The sequence below is a fragment of the Polyangium sorediatum genome (assembly GCF_029946465.1).
In the GTDB taxonomy this organism is placed as follows: Bacteria; Myxococcota_A; Polyangia; order Polyangiales; family Polyangiaceae; genus Polyangium; species Polyangium fumosum.
This window is the reverse complement of sequence record NZ_JARZHI010000014.1, coordinates 98,531-117,330: the sequence shown is the minus strand read 5'-3', so window position 1 is coordinate 117,330 and position 18,800 is coordinate 98,531. Positions and strand designations below refer to the sequence as shown.

Sequence of the window (18,800 nt, the reverse complement as noted above, 5' to 3'; positions counted from 1 at the left end):
TGCTTGCACGGTCACGCAAAACCCTGCAGGGGAACGCAATGCCGCGGAACGCTCGGGCTCGGCAGGCACGCGGCGTGGCGGCGCGGGCGGCGGCGCGTCGCACGGCCCGGAACGCCGCGAGTTGTGTCTGGCACACGGAATGCTGTGGGGAGGCTCGCGGCACACTGCCCCAAAGGAGGACACCTCGTGAAGTTGTACAATGGAATGGGCGCGCAGGAAAACCCGACCGCGTCCGCTGCCGGCCCGCAGTCGAGCAGGGAGCAACGGCGAGCGCCTCGCGCGAAGCTACGCGTCGTGGCCGATCGAGCGCGCGCGAGCGCCCTCGTCGAAGAGGGCCGCCGCCTCGCCGCGAGTTTTCAACTGGAGCGGGCCCTCGAACGATTCGAGGAGGCCTCGACGCTCGACGAAGGCAACGAGGCCCTCCTCCTGACGATGAACGGGCTCCAGCGCAAGCTCATTCCGCGCTGGCATTTCGCGATGCTGAACGATCACGAGCGCAACCAGGCCTTCGAGCGAGCGCTCGGGACCGCCATCGGAGACTCGCATTGCACGGTGCTCGACGTGGGCTCCGGGACGGGGCTCCTTTCCATGATGGCGGCACGCGCGGGGGCAGGCGCCGTGTTCACCTGCGAGTCGGTCGCGGCGATCGCGCGGCTCGCGCGGCGGATCATCACGGAGAACAAGCTCGACCCTCACATCTCGGTCATCCCCAAGGCATCGACCGACCTCGTCGTCGGCCGGGACATGCCGAGGCGCGCCGATGTGCTGGTGACCGAGACCGTCGATTGTGGGCTGCTCGGCGAAGGGATTCTTCCGATCGTCCGCCATGCGCGGGAAAAGCTCTTGCGACCCGGGGCGACGATCATCCCGGGGCGGGCGAAGGTCCGCTTCCAGCTCCTCGAAAGCGACGCCGTCCACCGCAACAACTTCGCCTTCGAGGCGGGCGGCTTCGACGTGAGCCTGTTCAACCAGGTCTCGACGAAATCGTATTTTCCGGTGCGCCTGCGCGCGCACCCGCACGTCTTCCTGAGCTCCGCCGCCGAGGCCTTCGAATTCGACTTCGCGCGGGGTCCCCTGGATCCGCGCACCCGCGCGGTCTCGGTCACGACGAGCCGGCGCGGCCGCGTCCACGGCATCGCGTTCTGGTTCGAGCTCGACCTCGGCGGCGGGGTCGTCCTGACGAACGCCCCGACGAACCCCCAGAGCCACTGGATGCAGGCCGTCCAATGTTTCGAGGCGCCGATCGACGTCGAGCGCGCCGAGGTCGTGAACGTCACGTGCAGGCACGACGACACGAGCCTTCGCTTCTCGCTCTCTTGATACCCAAAGCCGATTCCCCACGGAGTGACGATGCAGCACAAGAAACACATCCCCTTGGACGAACGCTCGAAATCCCCTGTCGTCGAAGATTACGACGTTTTCGCCCAATGCCTGCAGGCGTACGGCGAGAGCGACCTCTACGCCGACATCGAGACCTGGCTCGTCGAGGACAACCCGTACCGCCGCCCGCTGCGACCGCACGTGTTCAAGTACCTCGACTTCCGAAAGCCGCTCACCCGCGAGGAGCTGCTCACCTACACGAGCCTGACGGCGAGCCGCACGCTGCTCACCCTGTACGAGAGCGACTTCGTCCTGCTCCCGCGCCGCGACCTCGCCTCGAAGCGCGCCGATCTCGAGGAGTTTTACGGGCGGCGCGCGCAGGTCCTCGGCGCCGTCGTGCGGCCGTGGCTCGAGTCGTATCTGTTCAGCTTCCTGGACGACACGATCTCGGTCTCCGGGCGCTGGACGCTCGCCTCGATGAAAGAATACTTCGAGAGCTTCCTCGCCGAGGAGCGGCGGCGCACCGAGTGTCCCATGGCGAGCACCCTCCTCGCCTCCGCGGACCCAGCGCACGCGGCCCGGACGTGCCTCCTCCAGCTCGCGGGGGATTTCCTCCTCGAATCGTCGGCGATGGGGCGGAACGCGGGCGGCCATTACGGGCCGCTCCAGTCGGAGATGTTCAAGATCCTCATCGACGAGCTCGGCTACGGCGTCCACCAGACCCGGCACAGCTCGCTCTACGAAGGCGCCCTGGAGAGCGTCGGCCTTGCCTCGACGCCACACACGTACTGGCAGTTTTACCTGGGATCGTCGCTCCTCCTGAACAACTACTACAATTATGTCTGCCGCAACCACGGCCGGTTTTTCCGGTACCTCGGCGCGCTCTTCCAGGCCGAGACCGCCTTCATCGCGCTCTGCCGACGCATGGCGGACACGCTCCGCCAGATCTTCGGCCCGCGCGTCGACGTCCGCTACTTCCAGGAGCACGCCCATATCGATGGGCACCACAGCCGGATGGTCTACGACAAGATGATCCTGCCGGCCGTGGAGATGTTCGGGGAGGGGATCATCCCGGACATCGTGCGAGGGTTCGAGGAGGGCAAGCTGCTCACCGACATTGCGACGCAGGACTTCATCGATCAGGTCGCCTGGTCCGACGGCAGCGCCCACTGGAAATCCTTGGCCCCGGCGATTCACCGGAACATCGAGAAGAGCCACGACAAGCCGAGGGTGCAGCAGTTCGTCGAGCCGCGCGGCGAGCTCTCGGTGACGCACGTGCACGACGGCGACGAGCTCTGCTTCATCCAGTCCGGCACCATGCGGTTCGTGACAGGGCACGAGCGGTCCGTGCTGCTGCACGCGGGGGAGGGCACGGTGATCCGGCGCAATCGGCTGCACGGCGCGATCATCGAGTCCGACGAATGCACGTACGACATCCACTCGATCGGCGAGGTTCAGCGATGGCTGTCGTGACATTCGATCCGGGTCACGCGCGCTTCGTGATCGCGGGGAACCTGCGCTTTTTTCTGAGCACGACGGACGGGCACGTCTTTCACCTGCTGCGGGCGGCGTGCCCGCACCGCGGCGGGCCGTTGCACCTCGGGCAGCTCGACGCGGACGCGGGCACGATTCGTTGCCCGTGGCACGACGGCAACGTCTCGCTCCGATGCCTGCAGCGCGACGCCGCGCCGCTCGTCGTGCGCCCGGGCAGCGCCACGGCGGTCGTGCCGGATCCGGGCGGCGAGCCCATCACGGTTGACGGTCGCCTGGTCCTGGCGACGCGCCGTTGACCGGATCTCACGCCGGGTGTAGGCTCGGCGCATTCAGGTGGCGCCATGAAGGTCTTCCGGTAGCAACGCGGTCCTCTCGCCGGGCGGGTCCCTCCGCCGCCCGCGTTGCTTTCCCCGGCGCGCTCCATCGCCGTTCGTCCCGCGCTCCCATGGCGCGAGCGAGCGAGCCTTGCGTTCGACCTTCGCCCCCGAGGACCTCATGGCGCCCCGTCTTCCGCTTACGATCAAGCTCACCCGCCGCGCCGTCGCGCGGCGCGACCTCTTCTGCGAGCTCGTCCAGAAAATCACCAAACCTTCCCAGGCCGATGCGGCCTTCGCCTTTCATGCATTCGCGTTCAAGGCCGACGAGCACGCATTCGCCCGCGAGCTGCTCTGCCGCCGCACCGAGCTCTGGCTCTTCCGGGCAAACCAGCGCGCCTTCTGCGGCGATTTTCTGGCCATCGACATGTCGAACCCGCGGCGGGCGCGCCGACGGGCGTACGTGATCGAGCTGAAACGAGGGATGCCCGTGCGGATCGGCGGCGGCGCGGTGGGGCTCCAGCTCCAGAATGCCGACAGGGCCGTGAAGGCGCTCGCGCGGGAGCGGGGCTTGCTCGGGGACGAGGCCACGTGCGTCACCGTGTCGGGGGACGGGGCCGGAATCCTCGGGATGTTCACGTCACTGCGTCCGGCGACGGAAGACGCGTAAGAGGCGTTGTTCGCGAAGAGCCGCGACGTCTCGCCTCATTGCGTGGCCGAGACCACGAGCGCGCGTCAAAATCATGCTCACGGCTGGGGCAAAATGACAGCGGTGCTGTATGAGACCGCGCCCTACGGGAGAGGTCATGGCAAAGTCGAAGAGCTGGCCCCATTTGTCCCGTGCATCGGATCTGGCCCTGCCGCTCTCCGGCAGGCCGGCGGCCGTCGACGCAACCATCGTCGTCGCGCCCCGCGGCCTGTACGTCGCGGTCTTCGACGCCCTCCCTCCCGCCGACGAGAACGAACGCGACGACAAGGACGCGCTCCGGGTCCGCGTCTTCTCCCACGATGGGCGCACCTTCACCGAGGTCCTCGTGCACACGCCGGCGCGCACCGGCTATCGCTTCGGCGACGCGCGGCTCGGGAAGGCGGCGGTCTCGGATGCCGGCGTCGTCGCCTTCGCCGTGGGCGACAGGATCCACGTCGTCCGACCCGACGGAGCCGCGTCGCAAATCGAGGCGCCCGGCGCGTGGCCCTTCTTTGATCCCCTCGCGCCCGAGCGGCTGCGCCTCGTCGTGTATCGCGACGGCGGTGAAATGATCACGACGCACGACACGAACACGAATACCCTCGTCGACACGCTCCGCATCGGCAACAGCGGAAACCTCCCGCCCCAGGCCGATCCGGCGACCGGCGATGTCCTGCTCTACGACGGCTGGTACGCGCGCGAGGGCGGCGCCTTCGTCCCGAGCCGTGGGAGCGGGGGCCCCGGCCATGTGCTCCGCGTCGGACAGGGCACGCTCTACCTCGGTCAGGACGTCGAGCAACCTGACGCCACGCAACGCCGCGGCCGCGACGGCGCGGAGCTCCCAGTGCCCGAGGTGTTTCAGGCCTGGCGACGCGCGGACGTCTGGCGCGCACGCAACCCGATGCTCGCGAGCGTCGACGGCCGCTGGGTCCTCGGCCGTTATACCGGCAAAAACACGCTCTTCGACGCAGAGCACCTCGCGCCGGAGGAGCTGCCCGTCGTGCCGCCCCAGCACACCCTGATCGGCCCCGGGATCTGGGCGCTCCTCGACGAGCACCTGGCGATTGCGTCGCGCTTCGGCCTCTTCCTCGTCGACCCGCGCACGGGGCGGCCGATCGGCGACGGCCCCGTGGCATTGCTTGGCCTCGGCCTCGCCGGCGAGCGTGTCGTCACGCTCCATGAAGACGGCGTGCGCGTCGACGGCGGCGCGCCCATCCCGGTCACGCCGGCCGTCGAACCCGCCCTCGATGGCCTCCGGATATCGCCCCGCGGCCGATATGCAGCGGTTCGCTGCGGCAATGCAGGCTTCCCCGTGGTGATCCTCGATCTCGCCGAGGGGCGCGAGGTGCGGCGGATCGAGCCCGCCGCATTCGTTGCGTGGATCGACGAGGATCGGCTCGCCGTCCACGGCTCCACCGGTCTGCGCTTGCTCGACGTGACGACCGGCGCCATCACGGCGCTCGGCGATCTCCCGGGCTCCGCCTGCCTCGGCAGCGACGGCGCGGGCCGCTTCTTCGTCGGCACCGACACCACGCTCGTCGAGCGCGACGCCAGCGGCGCGGTCCTGCGCACGCACACGGTCCCGAAGAAGCTCAAGGGCTATACGTGGCCCTCGGAGCTCGTCGTCCACGGGAGCGAGGTCTACGCGCTCGCGAGGTGCCGTATCTTCCGCTGGGACGCGGCCGGTAACTGCGAGCGCCTCAATGCGCTCGAGAACGGCATCGGAGGCGCGAAGACCGATCCGAAGTTCTCCGACGGCCCGCTGCGCAGCGTGGCCGTGAGCCACGACGGCCGCTGGCTCGCCGTGACCGCGAAGACGAAGAGCCACGCGCTCGGCGTCGTCCTCTGCAATCCCGAGGGCACGATCGCCGCATGGACCGGCCCGATCTTCGGCCGTCGGAGCGTCCACGGCGAGCGCGCGTTCTGCGCCTTCCGCGGCAACACGCTCGTCGTCGGCACCGAGCACGGCGACGTCGGCGTGTATACGCTGCCTGCCTGAGAGACTGGGATCTCCGCAGATCACGCGATTTCTTTCCAGTACATGTCGTACGACGACGTGATGTCGCCATTGATCCGCGACGAAAGGTCGTCGTACACGCGCGTCACGAGGACGCCGCTCGGCGCGCGGAGCGCCCGCAGCCGATGCACGGTGCGCCCTCGCTGCGTCTTGTATTCCGGCGGCAGCGGGCCCGCGCCGCCGTACCGCGCGGCGATCGCGACGAGGCGGATGCCGAGCGGCCGGCAGAACGCTTGCTCGATGGCCTCGACGATTGCAAAGCGCAGCCATGGGAGCTGGCGGCGCAAATAAAGGCCGTTCAAGAGCAGCGCGGGGCGATCCTCGCAGAGCCCGAAGCCACCAAACACGAACCCTTGCGCCTCGGCCACGCCCGCGTGAGGCGCGCGCACGAGCTGAAAGCAGAAGGAGAGCGGGTCCTTCCAGAGCGAGAGCACCATGTGCTTGGTGCTCTTTTCGTCTCCGTGCCTGTACATCCAGCTCGTGCTGTTGAAGCAGCAGGGCACGCAGTCGGCGAAGCGCAAGAACGCCAAAAAATCACGCCGTTTGTCCAGGTACCGCAAGCTGAGGACGCCGCTCGATCCGAGGGGCAGCGGGCGCGCGAACGCGGGCACGGGCGGCGCGCCCTGGACGAGCGCCTGCACGGCGTGCTCGGCGCCGGGCAAATGCCGGCGAAGGCGCGCGATCGGGCCGCCGGCGACCCCGCCGACGTCCTTCTGAAGTCGCTCCACGAGGTTTGCCCAATCGTCCCCCTTCCATGCCTCCGCATGGCGCCCCGGCGACACGGGGCAAAGCGCGGAGAGCAACTGCAGCCGCTCCGGCGCCTCGACGAGGCGACCCACGAAATCCTCGGCATCGCCTTGAAAGAGCGCCTCATGACGTTCGAGGATCTGTCGCACCCGCGCTTCGCCGGTCGCCGGCAGATCGGGCGTGTCCACGAGCGCCAGCACCTCGGGGCCGGGGGGCGTGCCGACGTCCCGCGCGAACGTCCGCACGAAGTCGGCGAGCCACGCGGAGGCCCGATCGCCGAGGCGCTCGGTGAGGTGCGTGAAGGCGCTGTCGTGCCCCTTCGTGGTGCCGGGCGGGAAGAGGCCCTGCGCCTCGATCTGCTCCGCGGCCCAGGGCGCCTGCCCATCCCGCGCGAAGACCTCGTACCGCTCGACGAAGACCTCCGTCGCGCGCTGCGGAGCGAGCGCGGCGAGCGCGTGGAACAGGGCTTTTCGGAGCTGCGAATGCCCGCCACGTTCCATGGATCGCACGAGCGCGTGGTGCTGAATGGTGGTGGCCTGCTCTCCGCCGAGGTTCTGGAGGCACCGAATGCGCGACGTCGTGGCGACGTGCTCCTCCTCGCCGCGCACGGGATCCATGTCGAGCACGCGGCGCAGGTGGGCGCGGGCCGCGTCGATCAGCGCCACGCGGCGCCGTTTGCGGCTGCTCGTGAGCGAGATCCCCTCGTCGTAATGGGCGCGCGCGGCGCCGAGGGCGTCACGGAAACGTGGATCCCGACGGCAACGATCCCAGCTCGACGCAGGGCCGAGCACGCCGAGCGCGAAGGCCGCCTCGGGCGTGACGGGGCCGTCGCCTTCGAGATCGGCGAGCGTGTCCCTCTGCGTGGGAGCGTTCCGGAGGAGAGCAAGGCAATGCTCCGTGATCCACGTGGCGTTGGCCTCTTGCTCCTTCCACCAGCGCCCCCCGTGCGGCTCTCCTTTGTCGGGAAAAAGCAGGTCATTCCAGGGTCCGGCATGAAACAACGCGCGTCGCAACGAAACATCCGCGAAAGCGCGATCCACGAGCTCGCGCGGGAGCAGATCGTCGCGATCGTCGTCCGTGCGCCCACAAGAGAGCGCGATCCGCAGGAGCCATGCGTCGCGGGCCAGCGTGGTCTCCATCGGCTCGGGCTCGCCTTCGAGCCGTGGTGCGTGCGCAGCCGCACGCCGCGGCGGGACGAGCAACGTCGTCGGCAGGGCACAGACGCGTTTTTCGGCGCGGCGCGCGAAGCCCGCGTCGAGGTCGAGGCGCGCGAGCAAGAGCTGGATCGCAGGCCCGAGCGCGGGATCCTCCACGCGCTGGAGCCTGCGCCGCGCCGAAAGCCGCTCTCCCTGATCGGCGAGAAAGGTCGCAATCGCGAGCTCGGCCCGACCTCGCAGCGTTCGTCCCGGCGCGTGCGCGAGCAGCGCTTCTGCGTGGTCCACGCATTTGGCGTGAAGCGCCGCGCCCATCGCGCCGAGCCATCCATGGCTCCACGCGCTGCGGTGGCGCACGGCGCGCAGGAGCGCGAGGACCCCCGCGGGCCCGCGCTCCGGATACATCGCCATCGCCCAAAGCGCGCGCGCCTCCTGTCCTGCGTTTCCCTCAATCTGCGGGAGCAGGGCCTCGACGAGGGGGAGCGCGTCCCCGCCCACGACGAGCAGCTCCCGCACGAGCGGCAAGGACGGTCGATACAGACGCGCCTCCTCCAGTGAATCGAGGTTTCCCACGAACGAGCACGCGCGCTCGCGCCCCGGGTGGTGCTCGAGTCCATCCTCGATCCGCGCAAGGGCACGCGCGCGCACCGTGCCCTCGGGCAAGGCCCGCGCGCGTTCGAGCGCCTCTCGCCGCCGTCCGCTCGCAAGCTCGACGCTGAAGCGATGCAGCCGCGCAGCTTCGATGCTGCCGAAGAGCCCTTCCGCGCGCGCGGCGATCCGCGTGAGCGCCCGCGGCGTGAGGCACTCCTCGGCGGCAAGCCGCTCCTCCAGATACGCCACGAGCAGCGCTCCCGCCGGGCCCGCCTCACAGCCTTCACGCGCGCCGACGAGCGTACGAAGCTCCGCGAGGATCCCGCCGGAGAGCTCGCCTTCACAGGTCGGGGCCCCCAAATATCGCCGCTCCAGCGCGCGCGCCGCGGCGGCGAGGTGAATCAAAACGACGGCGCGCACGGCGGGCCGACGGAGCTTTGCGGATACGGATACCATTCGACGGACAAAAACGATCCCGCGCGCCATCGAGCCCGTCGCAAACGGGTTCGACGCGCCATAGACGGAGTCCATGCGCTCCTCCTTCGGGGCGGAGGCGGACGGATGGCGCGCACGCGTGACGCGGCATCGAAGGGCCACGAGCTCACGTGCAGCGCGCAGCCGTCCCCGTCCGCCCTGGGTACGAGAGACACCAGGGGCGACGATTGGGAACGGACGGCCCGCGCTTACACGAAGAAGAAGAACATGGCGGCGGCGGCAGTTTGCAGGCGGGCAGGGCATGTTGTCAAGCGCTGCCGCGGTCGCTTGCGTGCTGCGACGCGCGCGCCCTGGTTGGCCCTCGGGCGCACTACGGCTACCATGCGCGTCCCCAATGAAGGAGACCTTCGACCTCTCGGCCAACCAAGCGCGGCGTATCGCCCTGGCAGCACAGGGGTTTGGCGAAGCGCGACCGGCGAGCGTGAACCGGCGTCACTTCGCGAAGACGGCGGAGCGGCTCGGCGTCATCCAGCTCGACAGCGTCAACGTCGTCGTCCGCACCCACTACCTGCCCGCCTTCTCGCGGCTCGGCGTGTATCCGCAGGCGCTCCTGGAGACGGAGGCCTGGGGGAACAAGCGCACGCTCTTCGAATACTGGGGGCACGAAGCCTCGCTCCTGCCGCTCGCACTCCAGCCCTTGCTGCGATGGCGCATGGCGCGCGCGGAGGCGGGCGAGCAATGGGGCGGGCTCGCGCGCTTCGGCAAGGAGCGGCGCCCGTACATCGAGAGCGTGCTCGCCGAAATCGAGAAACGAGGTCCCGTGACGGGCGGCGATTTCGCCACCGGTCCGCGCGGCGCGTCGGGCTGGTGGTCCTGGTCCGAGGGCAAGCGGGCGCTCGAATGGTTGTTCTGGGCCGGCTACGTCACGACCGCCACGCGGCGTGGCTTCGAGCGCGTCTACGATCTGACCGAGCGGGTCCTGCCTGCCGAAATCCACGGCATGCCCACCCCGCCCGAGGCCGACGCCCAGCGCGCGCTCGTCCGTATCGCAGCCCGCGCCATGGGCGTCGCGACCGAGGCCGACCTGCGCGACTATTTCCGCCTCCCTTTGCAGGGCGCTCGCGCCCGCGTGCAAGAGCTCGTCGAGGCCGGCGAGCTCTTACCCGTCAAGGTCGAGGGGTTTTCCAAGCCGGCCTACCTGCACCCCGAGGCGCAGACGCCGCGCAAGATCGCCGCCCGCGCATTGCTCTCGCCGTTCGACAACCTGATCTGGTTCCGCGACCGCACCGAGCGGCTCTTCGGGGTCAAGATCCGGCTGGAGATCTATACGCCGGCCGAGAAGCGCACCCACGGGTATTACGTTTTGCCTTTCCTCGAAGGCGACACGATCACGGCGCGCGTGGACCTGAAAGCCGACCGCAAAGAGAAGGTGCTGCGGGTGCAGGCCTCTCACACCGAGCCGGGCGCGGGCCCGGACACGCCCGACCTCTTGGCGGCGGAGCTTTCGAGGATGGCCACGTGGCTCGGCATGGAGCGGGTCGAGGTGGCACGACGGGGGAAACTCGCGGGGGCGCTTCGGGCGGCGTTGAAGGGCCTTTCGGCGTGACGACGGCGCGACCGCCTCAGCCCGGCTCACCGAGCGCGAGCGGCTCCCGCGCGGCGAGCCATGCGGCCGGGATCGACGCGCGCCCTGCCGAAAGCGCCACGACGCCACCCGCCATCGCGCACGTCGTGTCCCGGTCGCCGAGGCCGCTGACCGTCACCCAGAGCGCTTCTTCGTAGTTGTCGAGGTGCCGCGCCGCGCACCAGAGCGCAAACGGAACCGTGTCCCAGGAGAGCACGCGATACCCCGATCCGAGCGCGCTCGCCGCATCTCGAGGATCGTTGTCGAGCGGGAGCGCCAATGCATTCGCCAGACCGTCCTTCGTCTCGCCGTCGGGCGTGTGGTGGAAGGCCGCGCGCAGCAGGGCCTCGCCCGATCGGGGCTCTTTTCCCGTGCCCATGTGCCACGCGACCGCGGCCGCGATGGCCACCGCGACCGCGCCGGCCTGGCCATCCGGATGGGCATGCGTGACCTCGGCCGAGGCTTTGGCATGGCGCACGACCTCGTCGAGATCGTCGGCGAAATAAGCCCCGAGCGGCGCGACGCGCATGGCCCCGCCATTGCCCATCGAACCCGTTCCGCCGAAGACGGCTTTGGCCGTGAACTGCCACGGGATCTCGGTGAGGATGTTCCGCAGGATCTCGTGGGCGGCGCCGCCATACCCGCGACGCGGATCGGCGCCGTACCGTCGCGCGAACACGCGGGCCAGCACGTCTTGATCGATCTTCCCGTGGCGATCGAGCACCTCGACGATGCCCAGGGCCATCACGGTGTCGTCGGTGTACCCCCAGGGAGCGGCGGGAACGGCGCGATCGCCGATCAGGCGCTCGACGTGGTCGGGGTGCACGAAAAAACGCTCGCCAAAGGCGTCGCCCGTGGAGAGACCGTCGAGCGCGAGGAGGGCGCGTTCCATGCGGGATGCGTGGTCGGACGGGCGGGTCATGGGGGGGAAGGATACCTCAGATGCTCCGCCGAGCGGTCCAGGTGATTCCCCAAAAGGTCCAGGCGCACCACGTCTCGGGTCCACGCGCGGCCCTGTCGACTTCAGGCGTGCCGTCCTCGACTCCGCGCGTCCACCTTGGGACGTCCACGCGTCCGGCGGAGAGCCGCACGCGCTCCCGGCAGAACCCCGCGCAAGGCTTCGCCGAACCCCAACCGCTCGCCCCTCGGGTCCAGGCGTCGCGCGCACACCCCGCGCACGGTCCCGGCCCAGGTCCACGCGCTCCCCGGTCAGGTCCACGCGCTCCCCGGTCAGGTCCACGCGCTCCCCGGTCAGGTCCACGCGCTCCCCGGTCAGGTCCACGCGCTCCCCGGTCAGGTCCACGCGCTCCCCGGTCAGGTCCACGCGGGCGGCGGTGAACTCCACAACGTTCCGCATCCACCGCACGTGGTCCCGGGTCAGCTCACGACAGCGCCGTATCCGTTGCGCGGGAGCGCCATCCGATGGAAGAGCAGTCCTCGTGCGTAGACGTGATTTCCGACGACCATCGCGCGGCTCGGTTTGTCGGCGCCGATCGTCGTGAGCTCGAATCGGGCGTTGCCCGTTGCGATGTCAATCATGGTCACCACCTGAGGGTGCTGGGCCACCACCACGCTCTGACGGTCGGGCGTGATGGAGAACTGCGTCGCTCGTACGCCGAGTTTACCAGAAGGGCCGTGAGGTCCAATGCAATGGATGTCGTAGTCCGCGCCGAGAACGAGCGTCGTTCCATCGGCGAGGACGGCGAGTTGACGAGCTTCCGCGAAGTCACCACGAAGCGTCGTCTCGTCGCCGCGCTGCAAATCATGACGCGTCAGCTTGCCGTCTGCGCTCGTGACGACCACAAAACCGCCGTCGGGGTCGATGGCTCCAGCGGCGTTGGAGGTTCCTTGGGCCTTGACCGAGAAACGACGAAGGAGCTCTCCCGCTCGATCGTAGAGACCAAGCCCCTCGTCATGGGGCCCGACGAAAGCGCCGGCTCCCGCAGATCCACTCGAAGCGAGCGCGAGCGAGCACGCCGGCGGATCGATAGCCCCGTGGAGTCGCCCGTCCGCCGTGACGAGGATCTCCAGCTCCGAGCCGTCGGAACGAAGAATGCCCTGCTTCGTCGAACTCCCCGGCGGCAACGGCGGCAGCCACATTCCCTTTGCCGGCTCCGCACGAAGGGCGTGGATGAGGACCCGGCCGTCCACGTCCACGATGACGTCTCGGATGTCTCGATAATCTCCAAGCGAAAGATCGCGGATCTCTCCGCTCGCAAGGTCGACGCGCCGCAACACCCCCCAATCACCGATCCACGCGCAACCGCGCGCCTCGTCGACGGCAAAGGCGTTCGTGGTGGACGGCCCGACGTCCGTAGGGAAGAGAAAGTCGAGCGCTCCGTCCTGCGGAGGCTTCACGATGAATCGCTGCTTGGAAAGATGGACGAGCGCCTTGTCGATGACGAAATCAAGCGCGGTCTCGTACATGAGCTCGCTGTAGTAGCCCGAATGCTTGAACCGCTTGGACTTCTCTTTGGCGCCCCCCGACGTCGTGACAACGGCTTCCGGGCGCCCGGTGTCATCCTTCTCGATGGCAATTCGCGCGGATAGACCGGAAGGGCCGGTGAAGAGGACACGCTGAACGTCAATCCGGTTCGTCATGGGAGATTCCTGCCTACGTAGGAAGCCTTCACTCTTTTTCTGCTCTTCCGGTGGCATACCGGGCGAGCGCGCTCGCCCGGTGACACGGCGGCGGCCCTTTGACCTCATCCTGCTGCAGCGCTCTAGACCGTTGGTCCTGGACGAACCCTCGGTTGGCCCGTTATGTCGGCTCCGCGGGGATCTCGGGCGAGCCGGGCCACGTGATGCCCACCTTCCGAAGGCGCTGTTGAGCGCAAAGCAGTCGCTCCGGGTCGGGCGGGCGGGGAAGGAGCGTCGCGAGCTCGTCGGTCGTCAGCTCCGTGGGGCCACCCAGTCTCCGGTCGACCAGCGCGTCCGCGAGCGCGTGAATGGGGGCGGCTGTCGTTCGGGCGACCTCCGCAGCGAACGCAGCGGTCTCTCGACCATATCTTCGTTGCAGCCGTCCGCCTCGGAGCAAGCCCCACACGGCCAGCCGGTCGGCGCCACAGGCCGTTGGATCGTCGAACAGTGTGCTGGCGACACGATCGCCGTAAAGCCAGAAGCCCACGCCCGCATCCCTCTGCCCATGCTCGGGTCCCACTCCAAGCATGCCGACGGCCATCTCGAACGCCGGCTCCAGCTCGGCGGGAAGCTCTGGCACGGCCCCGCGCACGTCGTCTGGGCCACCGGTTACCGCATCGACCGAAAGGCCGAGCTGCTCGATCGGACCGGCCCCCAGCTCGTACGCGAGGCCGACGACGCCCGTTTCGGTCCACGCCACGACGTCGTAATCTCCGCATCCGTTGCCGTTGTAGAAGGCGCCTCGCTGGAGGTCGCCCGTCCAGCCCGGGAAGGCGCAGGCGGTAAAGCTATGGCGCTCGAGCGGGTCCACATGCGCAAGGCTGACTTCGACGTAGGCGCGCAGAGCGGCGCGCACGATGGCATCGCGGTCGAAAACGAGGCGTCCAAAACGACTGGTACGCGCGACCATCTGCGTCGCCTACGCCACGTCGGTCTCCGCGTCAAGGCGCTGGGAAAATCGGTGTGCCTGCGGCGTCATGGCGTGTACGCCGGCACCTGGTGGATCCGCTTCACCTCGTCCGCCGACGGGTAGTTGTTCGTTAGATGCCTGTTGAGCTTACCCGAGATGACCGCCGCGTTCTTGTTCGAGTTCGTGCCCCACGGACATAGACGCTTGTCCTTCCTGCGCACCACGTGGTGCACCTCGGCGCGCTCTGGGTCATATTGATGAGGCGTGTTCTCCGGATCTTTGAGGATGTCCGGCTCGGTGCACGTCGTCGGCTTGCAATTCTCATCCACACAAGGATACGTGAAGCCCGCTAGATCGGAGTGAATCTTGCCGCCGTGCGCTTTGCGGTTGACCTGGAGGATCCGCACCCGCTGCTCGATGTTGTCGATTTCCTCGCAGTGGAAGTCTTTCCCCGGTCCGACATTCGACGGCTCGACCAAGTTCCGGTACGGACCGTTGACCTCCGTCGGCACACCGTTGACCTCGATGAATGAACTCTCCAGGGGCGCAGCCTGGTGGTTGATGATGATCTTGTTCGCGGGATCCGAGCCGACTTGGCGCGAGTAGTCCTCCGTGCCTTTGATACGCTCGCACGCCGGATAGTTCTTGTCGTAGGGCGCCGCTCCGAAGACCTCTGCGACCAACACGGCATCGGCGCACGCTTTCAGCGGATCCCTGTAGAAGCAGTCGAACGTATTGGCCTCGGACACATAACAAGCGCTGCCGAACGCGGCGATGTACTTGCTCCGCAACGCGACGTCCGTGCTCGGATTTCCCATGAGAGGGATGCGATAACGCATGCACGGCTTTTCAACGGGCATCGCGCAATCGCTCGGTGGCTCAACCGGCGGCTCGACGCCCGGAGCGGGGCATCCTGCTTCGCTTGGCTCGCTCGACCCGCACGCACCCGTCATCCCTGCCCCACAGAAGCCCATCACCAGCACGCACAGCATTGACCACCGGCGTCTCCTCCGTGCTTGCATGGGGTACCGAATCGCACGTTGCTCGGCCGGGCGACAAGGGAAACCGAACCAGGGGGGCTCACGATGCGCCCGGGAACCGAGCGTCCCATGACGGTGACCGGGTCGACTCGTCTCCCCATCCGCAAGAGCGGCGGGGGAGGGAGGAGGTCGAGCGAAGATCCGACGAAAGGCTGCACCCCCGTTGCACGGGAACCTTCTTGCTCGTAACCTGCTCCCGTCCGTGGAACGACAACGTTCCACAACAACCAGAGGAGTTGGCAAGATGCAAGACCAGGATCTGCAGTCGATCAAGGACCTTCTCGAGAGCGAGCTCAATCTCCGCGTCGAGGAGGCCGAGGATATGCTGCCCGCCGACGAGTACGAGGGGGCCCCGGGGAGCTGGACGACGCTGTGTGGCAGCGGCTGTCCGATGTGATCTGGGCAGAAATCCCCTGTGAGCCGCACGCTTTCGGCGCCTTCGACGAGCGACGTGCCTTGACGGGCACGCCCTGCCCCATGTAGCTTGGGCGCTGGAATCCCACCCCGTAACCTTCACGCTTCAGGCGCTTTCGCCGGAGCGACATGCCGCGACCGGCACGCCAATAAAGTATGGCCCACGCCGTACATCCCTCCCCGCTCGCGGAGATCTTCGGGCGAGCCAGCACGATTGCAGAGCGGCTCAGCGGTGATTTTTCTCCCGTCGAGGATGCTCGCGAGAATGAAAAGCGCTCGCCCCGGCTGCAGGCGTGGTGTGAGGCCGTCGCCAAGGGGGATCGGTCCCTGTTCCAGAGACGGCTGGCCTGGGACGGCCTGAATGAGGCGGCGGTGCTCGAATGGCTAGGGGCCGTTCGGCCGTCCCCAGGCGCCCAGCTCCCCGCCTGGGCGGAGCTCCTGGCGGATGTATTGAAGGGCTTCAAGGACCCGGCGCCCTCGGGGAACCGCACGGACGACCGAGAGCGGTTCGTCGATCCGGAGAAGCCATTTCCGTTCCAGGAGATTCTTTTCCCCTTCGTGCTCGCCGCTCGGCAGCGCCTCCTCGGGCGGGCAGGCGCCTGTTACGACCTGTTGACGGATGCATCCCACGCCGCGCTGGAGAACAGGCTGCTCGATACCCTGGCGAATCACGCAGCGCTCCCCCTCCAGCTCGAATTTTCCGTTTTCCGCGTGCGGAACGGCTTCGCGGCGAAAGGTCCGGCAGGTCGAGAGCTCTACCGTGCGTTCGTTCTCGAGATGGATCGAGGTGGGCTGTCCCCCTTTCTTCAGGAGTATGCCGTGTTGGCGAGGCTCTTGGCCTCGACGACGCACTTCTGGGTAGAGGCCACCGCGGAGTTCCTCGAGCATCTGTCCGCGGATTTGGGCCAGCTCGAAGAGACGTTCGGGGGAGGCCGGGGGCTCGGGCGTGTCGAGCGTGTGCAGGCGAGCTTGTCGGACCCGCATCGTGGCCAGCGATGCGTGATCGGCGTGTCCTTTGCGTCTGGCGTCGATCTCTTTTACAAGCCCAAAGACCTGGGTATCGACGAGGCCTTCCGTCACCTCGTCGCCTGGTTGAATGACAGGGGGCTCGCGCTGCCGCTCACCGCCCCGCGGCTCCTTCGTCGACCTTCCCATGGCTGGGTCGAGCGCGTGCCTCGGAACACCTGCGATTCGGCGGACGAGATTCGCAGATACTATCAGCGCGGGGGCGCGCTCCTGTGCCTCGTCCATGTCCTCGCGGGAAGGGATTGCCATTTCGAGAACCTCATCGCGAACGGTGACACGCCCGTCCTCATCGACCTCGAGACCCTTCTCCACCCGCGCGCGCGCACCGCAGACGACGAGGGGATGAACGCGGCTCACCTCACGAGTGATCTCTTCGTCAACTCGGTGCTGGGCACGGGGATGATCCCGACCTGGCAGGTCGCGAAGGATGGCCAGGTGGCCTTCGACCTCAGCGGGCTGAGTGGAATCGGTGATCAAGAGGCGCCGTTCCGCATGCGGAAATGGGGCAACGTCAACTCCGACGGCATGGAGATGGATTATGAAGTGGGCAAGATCCACGCGCAAGGGAACGCCCCTCTGCTGCGTGGGTCTCCCGTCGGAATAGGCGCGCACATCGAAGACCTGGTCGCGGGGTTCACGCAGATGTATCGCTTCCTCGAGCGTCATCGGCGTGAGCTCCTCTCGCCCGAGGGTCCGATTCACGCATTCAAGCGGCAGCGGGTGCGCTTCATTTATCGGGCCACTGCCATCTATGCGTCGGTATTCAAAAAACTCCTGCTTCCAAAGCACCTACGAAGTGGGGTCGACGCGAGCATCGTCCTCGAAATTCTGGGCCGAGACAGGATCGCGCACGAGGAGCGGCCCGTGCTGTGGGCGCTGTTGCCCGCCGAGATACGAGCGCTCGTTCAGGGAGACATCCCGTTCTTTTCTGCGGACCCTGCCAGTGATCGCCTCGAAGTTTCTCCTGGCGAACACATCGACGAAGCTTTTCTGGAGCCCAGTTTTCACCTGGTCCTGGGCCGGCTCTCCGCTCTGGGAGACGACGACCTGGCCGGGCACACCGCGCTGATTCGTGGCGCACTCTACGCTTACATAGCCACCGAGGTACACGAGGACCCGTCCGCCCCCGGCGAGAAGCCCGCCCGCGCTGGCCATCTCTCCCGGCCACCCGCCGGTTTCGTGGAAGAGGCCGTGCGCTGTGCAGACGAATTACGAAAACAGGCCATCAAGGCCAAGGACGGGAGCATCAGTTGGTTTGCGCCACGGTACATGATGCAGGCCGGGCGCTATCGCTTCCAGTCCATCGGTTGGGGGCTGTACGACGGCGTCTGCGGAGTCGCGATCTTTTTCTCGGCATTAAACGACGTCGCGGGGGCGGCGTATGGGAAGCTGGCCCTCGCCGCACTCGAGCCGGTGCTGCAGCTGCTGCGCCGTGGCACCAGCCGACAGCGGTTTGCCAGTCAGCTTGGAATCAGCGGGGCGACCGGGCTGGCCTCGGTGCTCTACTCGCTCGTGCAGGTCGGCAAGCGCCTGGGGCATGGGACGCTCATCGATGCGGCGCTCGAGGCTGCGCCGCTCATCACGATGGATCGAATCGCAGCCGACCAGGCCCTCGACATCATCGGTGGGTCGGCCAGCGCGATTCTCGGTCTGCTGGCGCTGCACAGGGAAACGGGTGCTCCGAGCTTGCTCGAACGAGCTGTCGCCTGCGGAGAGCACCTCCTCGCGGCGCGACGTGAAACACCCTCCGGCCACCGACTCTGGCCTGCTGTCAATGGTCGATTCTTGACCGGGTTCTCCCATGGCGCCGCCGGCGTCTGCTACGCGCTTCTGCGCCTCCACGAGGCGACGAGGGAGACGACCTTCCGGGGAGCAGCCGAGGATGCACTCGCCTACGAGCGGAGCGTGTTCGACGCCGACCAGGAAAACTGGCCCGATCTGCGAGGACGCGAAACGGATGTGCCGGCGTTCGGAAAGAGCTGGTGTCACGGCGCCGTCGGAATCGGCCTTTCGCGACTGGGCGGGCTCCACGTGCTGGCGACGCCGGACATTCGCCAGGACATCGACGTGGCACTGCGCACGGTGAAGACGTTCGACCTGCATTCCGCCGATCATCTCTGCTGTGGTAATTTCGGCCGGGTGGAGCTGTTCCTCGTGGCCGCCAGGCGACTCGGCCAGCCGACGCTGCAGGAGCACGCGGGCCGCCTGGCAGGGGAGCTCGTGGAGCGCGCCGCGGCGCGTGGCGGGTTCTCGCTGTTCCCGCCGTTCCGTCGCGAGGTCCCCTCGCCGGGGTTCTTTCAGGGCATGTCGGGGATAGGTTATACATTGCTGCGTTTGCACGACCCGAACATGCTTCCATCGGTGCTCCTCTGGGAGTAGAGGGGTA

At 67.8% G+C, this 18,800-nt stretch carries 13 protein-coding genes; 8 read left to right on the top strand and 5 right to left on the bottom strand.

Going from position 1 to position 18,800, the window contains the following annotated elements; all coding sequences use genetic code 11:
- Nucleotides 1-186 precede the first annotated feature (186 nt).
- The 5 genes from QHF89_RS18205 (at nucleotide 187) to QHF89_RS18185 (ending at nucleotide 5,815) form a co-directional block, all read left to right on the top strand.
- On the top strand, nucleotides 187-1,320 hold the full coding sequence (locus QHF89_RS18205) for a 50S ribosomal protein L11 methyltransferase (protein ID WP_136970689.1): 1,134 nt from the start codon (nucleotides 187-189) through the stop codon (nucleotides 1,318-1,320).
- 30 nt (nucleotides 1,321-1,350) lie between these two features.
- Nucleotides 1,351-2,793, top strand: coding sequence for an iron-containing redox enzyme family protein (locus QHF89_RS18200; RefSeq protein ID WP_136970690.1), 1,443 nt, complete (start codon nucleotides 1,351-1,353; stop codon nucleotides 2,791-2,793).
- A complete protein-coding gene (locus tag QHF89_RS18195) occupies nucleotides 2,781-3,110 on the top strand; it encodes a Rieske 2Fe-2S domain-containing protein (RefSeq protein WP_284720642.1) in 330 nt (109 codons plus the stop codon). The genes QHF89_RS18200 and QHF89_RS18195 overlap by 13 nt, the downstream gene beginning before the upstream one ends.
- Nucleotides 3,111-3,309: 199 nt before the next feature.
- A complete protein-coding gene (locus tag QHF89_RS18190; protein WP_136970692.1) occupies nucleotides 3,310-3,798 on the top strand; it encodes a hypothetical protein in 489 nt (162 codons plus the stop codon).
- 136 nt (nucleotides 3,799-3,934) lie between these two features.
- On the top strand, nucleotides 3,935-5,815 hold the full coding sequence (locus QHF89_RS18185) for an SMP-30/gluconolactonase/LRE family protein (protein ID WP_136970693.1): 1,881 nt from the start codon (nucleotides 3,935-3,937) through the stop codon (nucleotides 5,813-5,815).
- A gap of 20 nt (nucleotides 5,816-5,835) precedes the next feature.
- Here the strand turns inward: QHF89_RS18185 and QHF89_RS18180 are convergent, their stop codons facing one another.
- Nucleotides 5,836-8,856, bottom strand: coding sequence for a hypothetical protein (locus QHF89_RS18180; protein ID WP_136970694.1), 3,021 nt, complete (start codon nucleotides 8,854-8,856; stop codon nucleotides 5,836-5,838).
- A gap of 298 nt (nucleotides 8,857-9,154) precedes the next feature.
- Between QHF89_RS18180 and QHF89_RS18175 the strand changes: the two genes are divergently transcribed.
- Nucleotides 9,155-10,366, top strand: coding sequence for a winged helix-turn-helix domain-containing protein (locus tag QHF89_RS18175; protein ID WP_284720641.1), 1,212 nt, complete (start codon nucleotides 9,155-9,157; stop codon nucleotides 10,364-10,366).
- A gap of 16 nt (nucleotides 10,367-10,382) precedes the next feature.
- Here the strand turns inward: QHF89_RS18175 and QHF89_RS18170 are convergent, their stop codons facing one another.
- The 4 genes from QHF89_RS18170 to QHF89_RS18155 form a co-directional block, all read right to left on the bottom strand.
- Complete coding sequence (locus tag QHF89_RS18170; protein ID WP_136970696.1) at nucleotides 10,383-11,306, bottom strand: ADP-ribosylglycohydrolase family protein; 924 nt, start codon at nucleotides 11,304-11,306, stop codon at nucleotides 10,383-10,385.
- Nucleotides 11,307-11,761: 455 nt separating this feature from the next.
- Nucleotides 11,762-12,985 carry a WD40 repeat domain-containing protein gene (locus tag QHF89_RS18165; protein ID WP_136970698.1) on the bottom strand — a complete coding sequence of 408 codons (1,224 nt, stop codon included), beginning with the start codon at nucleotides 12,983-12,985 and terminating at the stop codon, nucleotides 11,762-11,764.
- 160 nt (nucleotides 12,986-13,145) lie between these two features.
- A complete protein-coding gene (locus QHF89_RS18160; protein WP_136970699.1) occupies nucleotides 13,146-13,934 on the bottom strand; it encodes a hypothetical protein in 789 nt (262 codons plus the stop codon).
- Between the two features lie 65 nt (nucleotides 13,935-13,999).
- Nucleotides 14,000-14,752 carry a hypothetical protein gene (locus QHF89_RS18155; protein WP_284720640.1) on the bottom strand — a complete coding sequence of 251 codons (753 nt, stop codon included), beginning with the start codon at nucleotides 14,750-14,752 and terminating at the stop codon, nucleotides 14,000-14,002.
- 466 nt (nucleotides 14,753-15,218) lie between these two features.
- Here QHF89_RS18155 and QHF89_RS18150 point away from each other — a divergent pair, with 466 nt between their 5' ends.
- On the top strand, nucleotides 15,219-15,371 hold the full coding sequence (locus QHF89_RS18150) for a hypothetical protein (RefSeq protein WP_284720639.1): 153 nt from the start codon (nucleotides 15,219-15,221) through the stop codon (nucleotides 15,369-15,371).
- 173 nt (nucleotides 15,372-15,544) lie between these two features.
- Entirely contained in the window at nucleotides 15,545-18,793 is a 3,249-nt protein-coding gene (locus QHF89_RS18145; RefSeq protein WP_136970701.1) for a type 2 lanthipeptide synthetase LanM family protein, read from the top strand.
- Nucleotides 18,794-18,800 lie beyond the last annotated feature (7 nt).

Coding starts and splice junctions, on each gene's coding strand:
- QHF89_RS18200 (WP_136970690.1), top strand. CDS start 1,351: ATGCAGCACAAGAAACACATCCCCTTGGACGAACGCTCGAAATCCCCT.
- QHF89_RS18195 (WP_284720642.1), top strand. CDS start 2,781: ATGGCTGTCGTGACATTCGATCCGGGTCACGCGCGCTTCGTGATCGCG.
- QHF89_RS18190 (WP_136970692.1), top strand. CDS start 3,310: ATGGCGCCCCGTCTTCCGCTTACGATCAAGCTCACCCGCCGCGCCGTC.
- QHF89_RS18185 (WP_136970693.1), top strand. CDS start 3,935: ATGGCAAAGTCGAAGAGCTGGCCCCATTTGTCCCGTGCATCGGATCTG.
- QHF89_RS18180 (WP_136970694.1), bottom strand. CDS start 8,856: ATGGACTCCGTCTATGGCGCGTCGAACCCGTTTGCGACGGGCTCGATG.
- QHF89_RS18175 (WP_284720641.1), top strand. CDS start 9,155: ATGAAGGAGACCTTCGACCTCTCGGCCAACCAAGCGCGGCGTATCGCC.
- QHF89_RS18170 (WP_136970696.1), bottom strand. CDS start 11,306: ATGACCCGCCCGTCCGACCACGCATCCCGCATGGAACGCGCCCTCCTC.
- QHF89_RS18165 (WP_136970698.1), bottom strand. CDS start 12,985: ATGACGAACCGGATTGACGTTCAGCGTGTCCTCTTCACCGGCCCTTCC.
- QHF89_RS18160 (WP_136970699.1), bottom strand. CDS start 13,934: ATGGTCGCGCGTACCAGTCGTTTTGGACGCCTCGTTTTCGACCGCGAT.
- QHF89_RS18155 (WP_284720640.1), bottom strand. CDS start 14,752: ATGGGAAATCCGAGCACGGACGTCGCGTTGCGGAGCAAGTACATCGCC.
- QHF89_RS18150 (WP_284720639.1), top strand. CDS start 15,219: ATGCAAGACCAGGATCTGCAGTCGATCAAGGACCTTCTCGAGAGCGAG.
- QHF89_RS18145 (WP_136970701.1), top strand. CDS start 15,545: ATGGCCCACGCCGTACATCCCTCCCCGCTCGCGGAGATCTTCGGGCGA.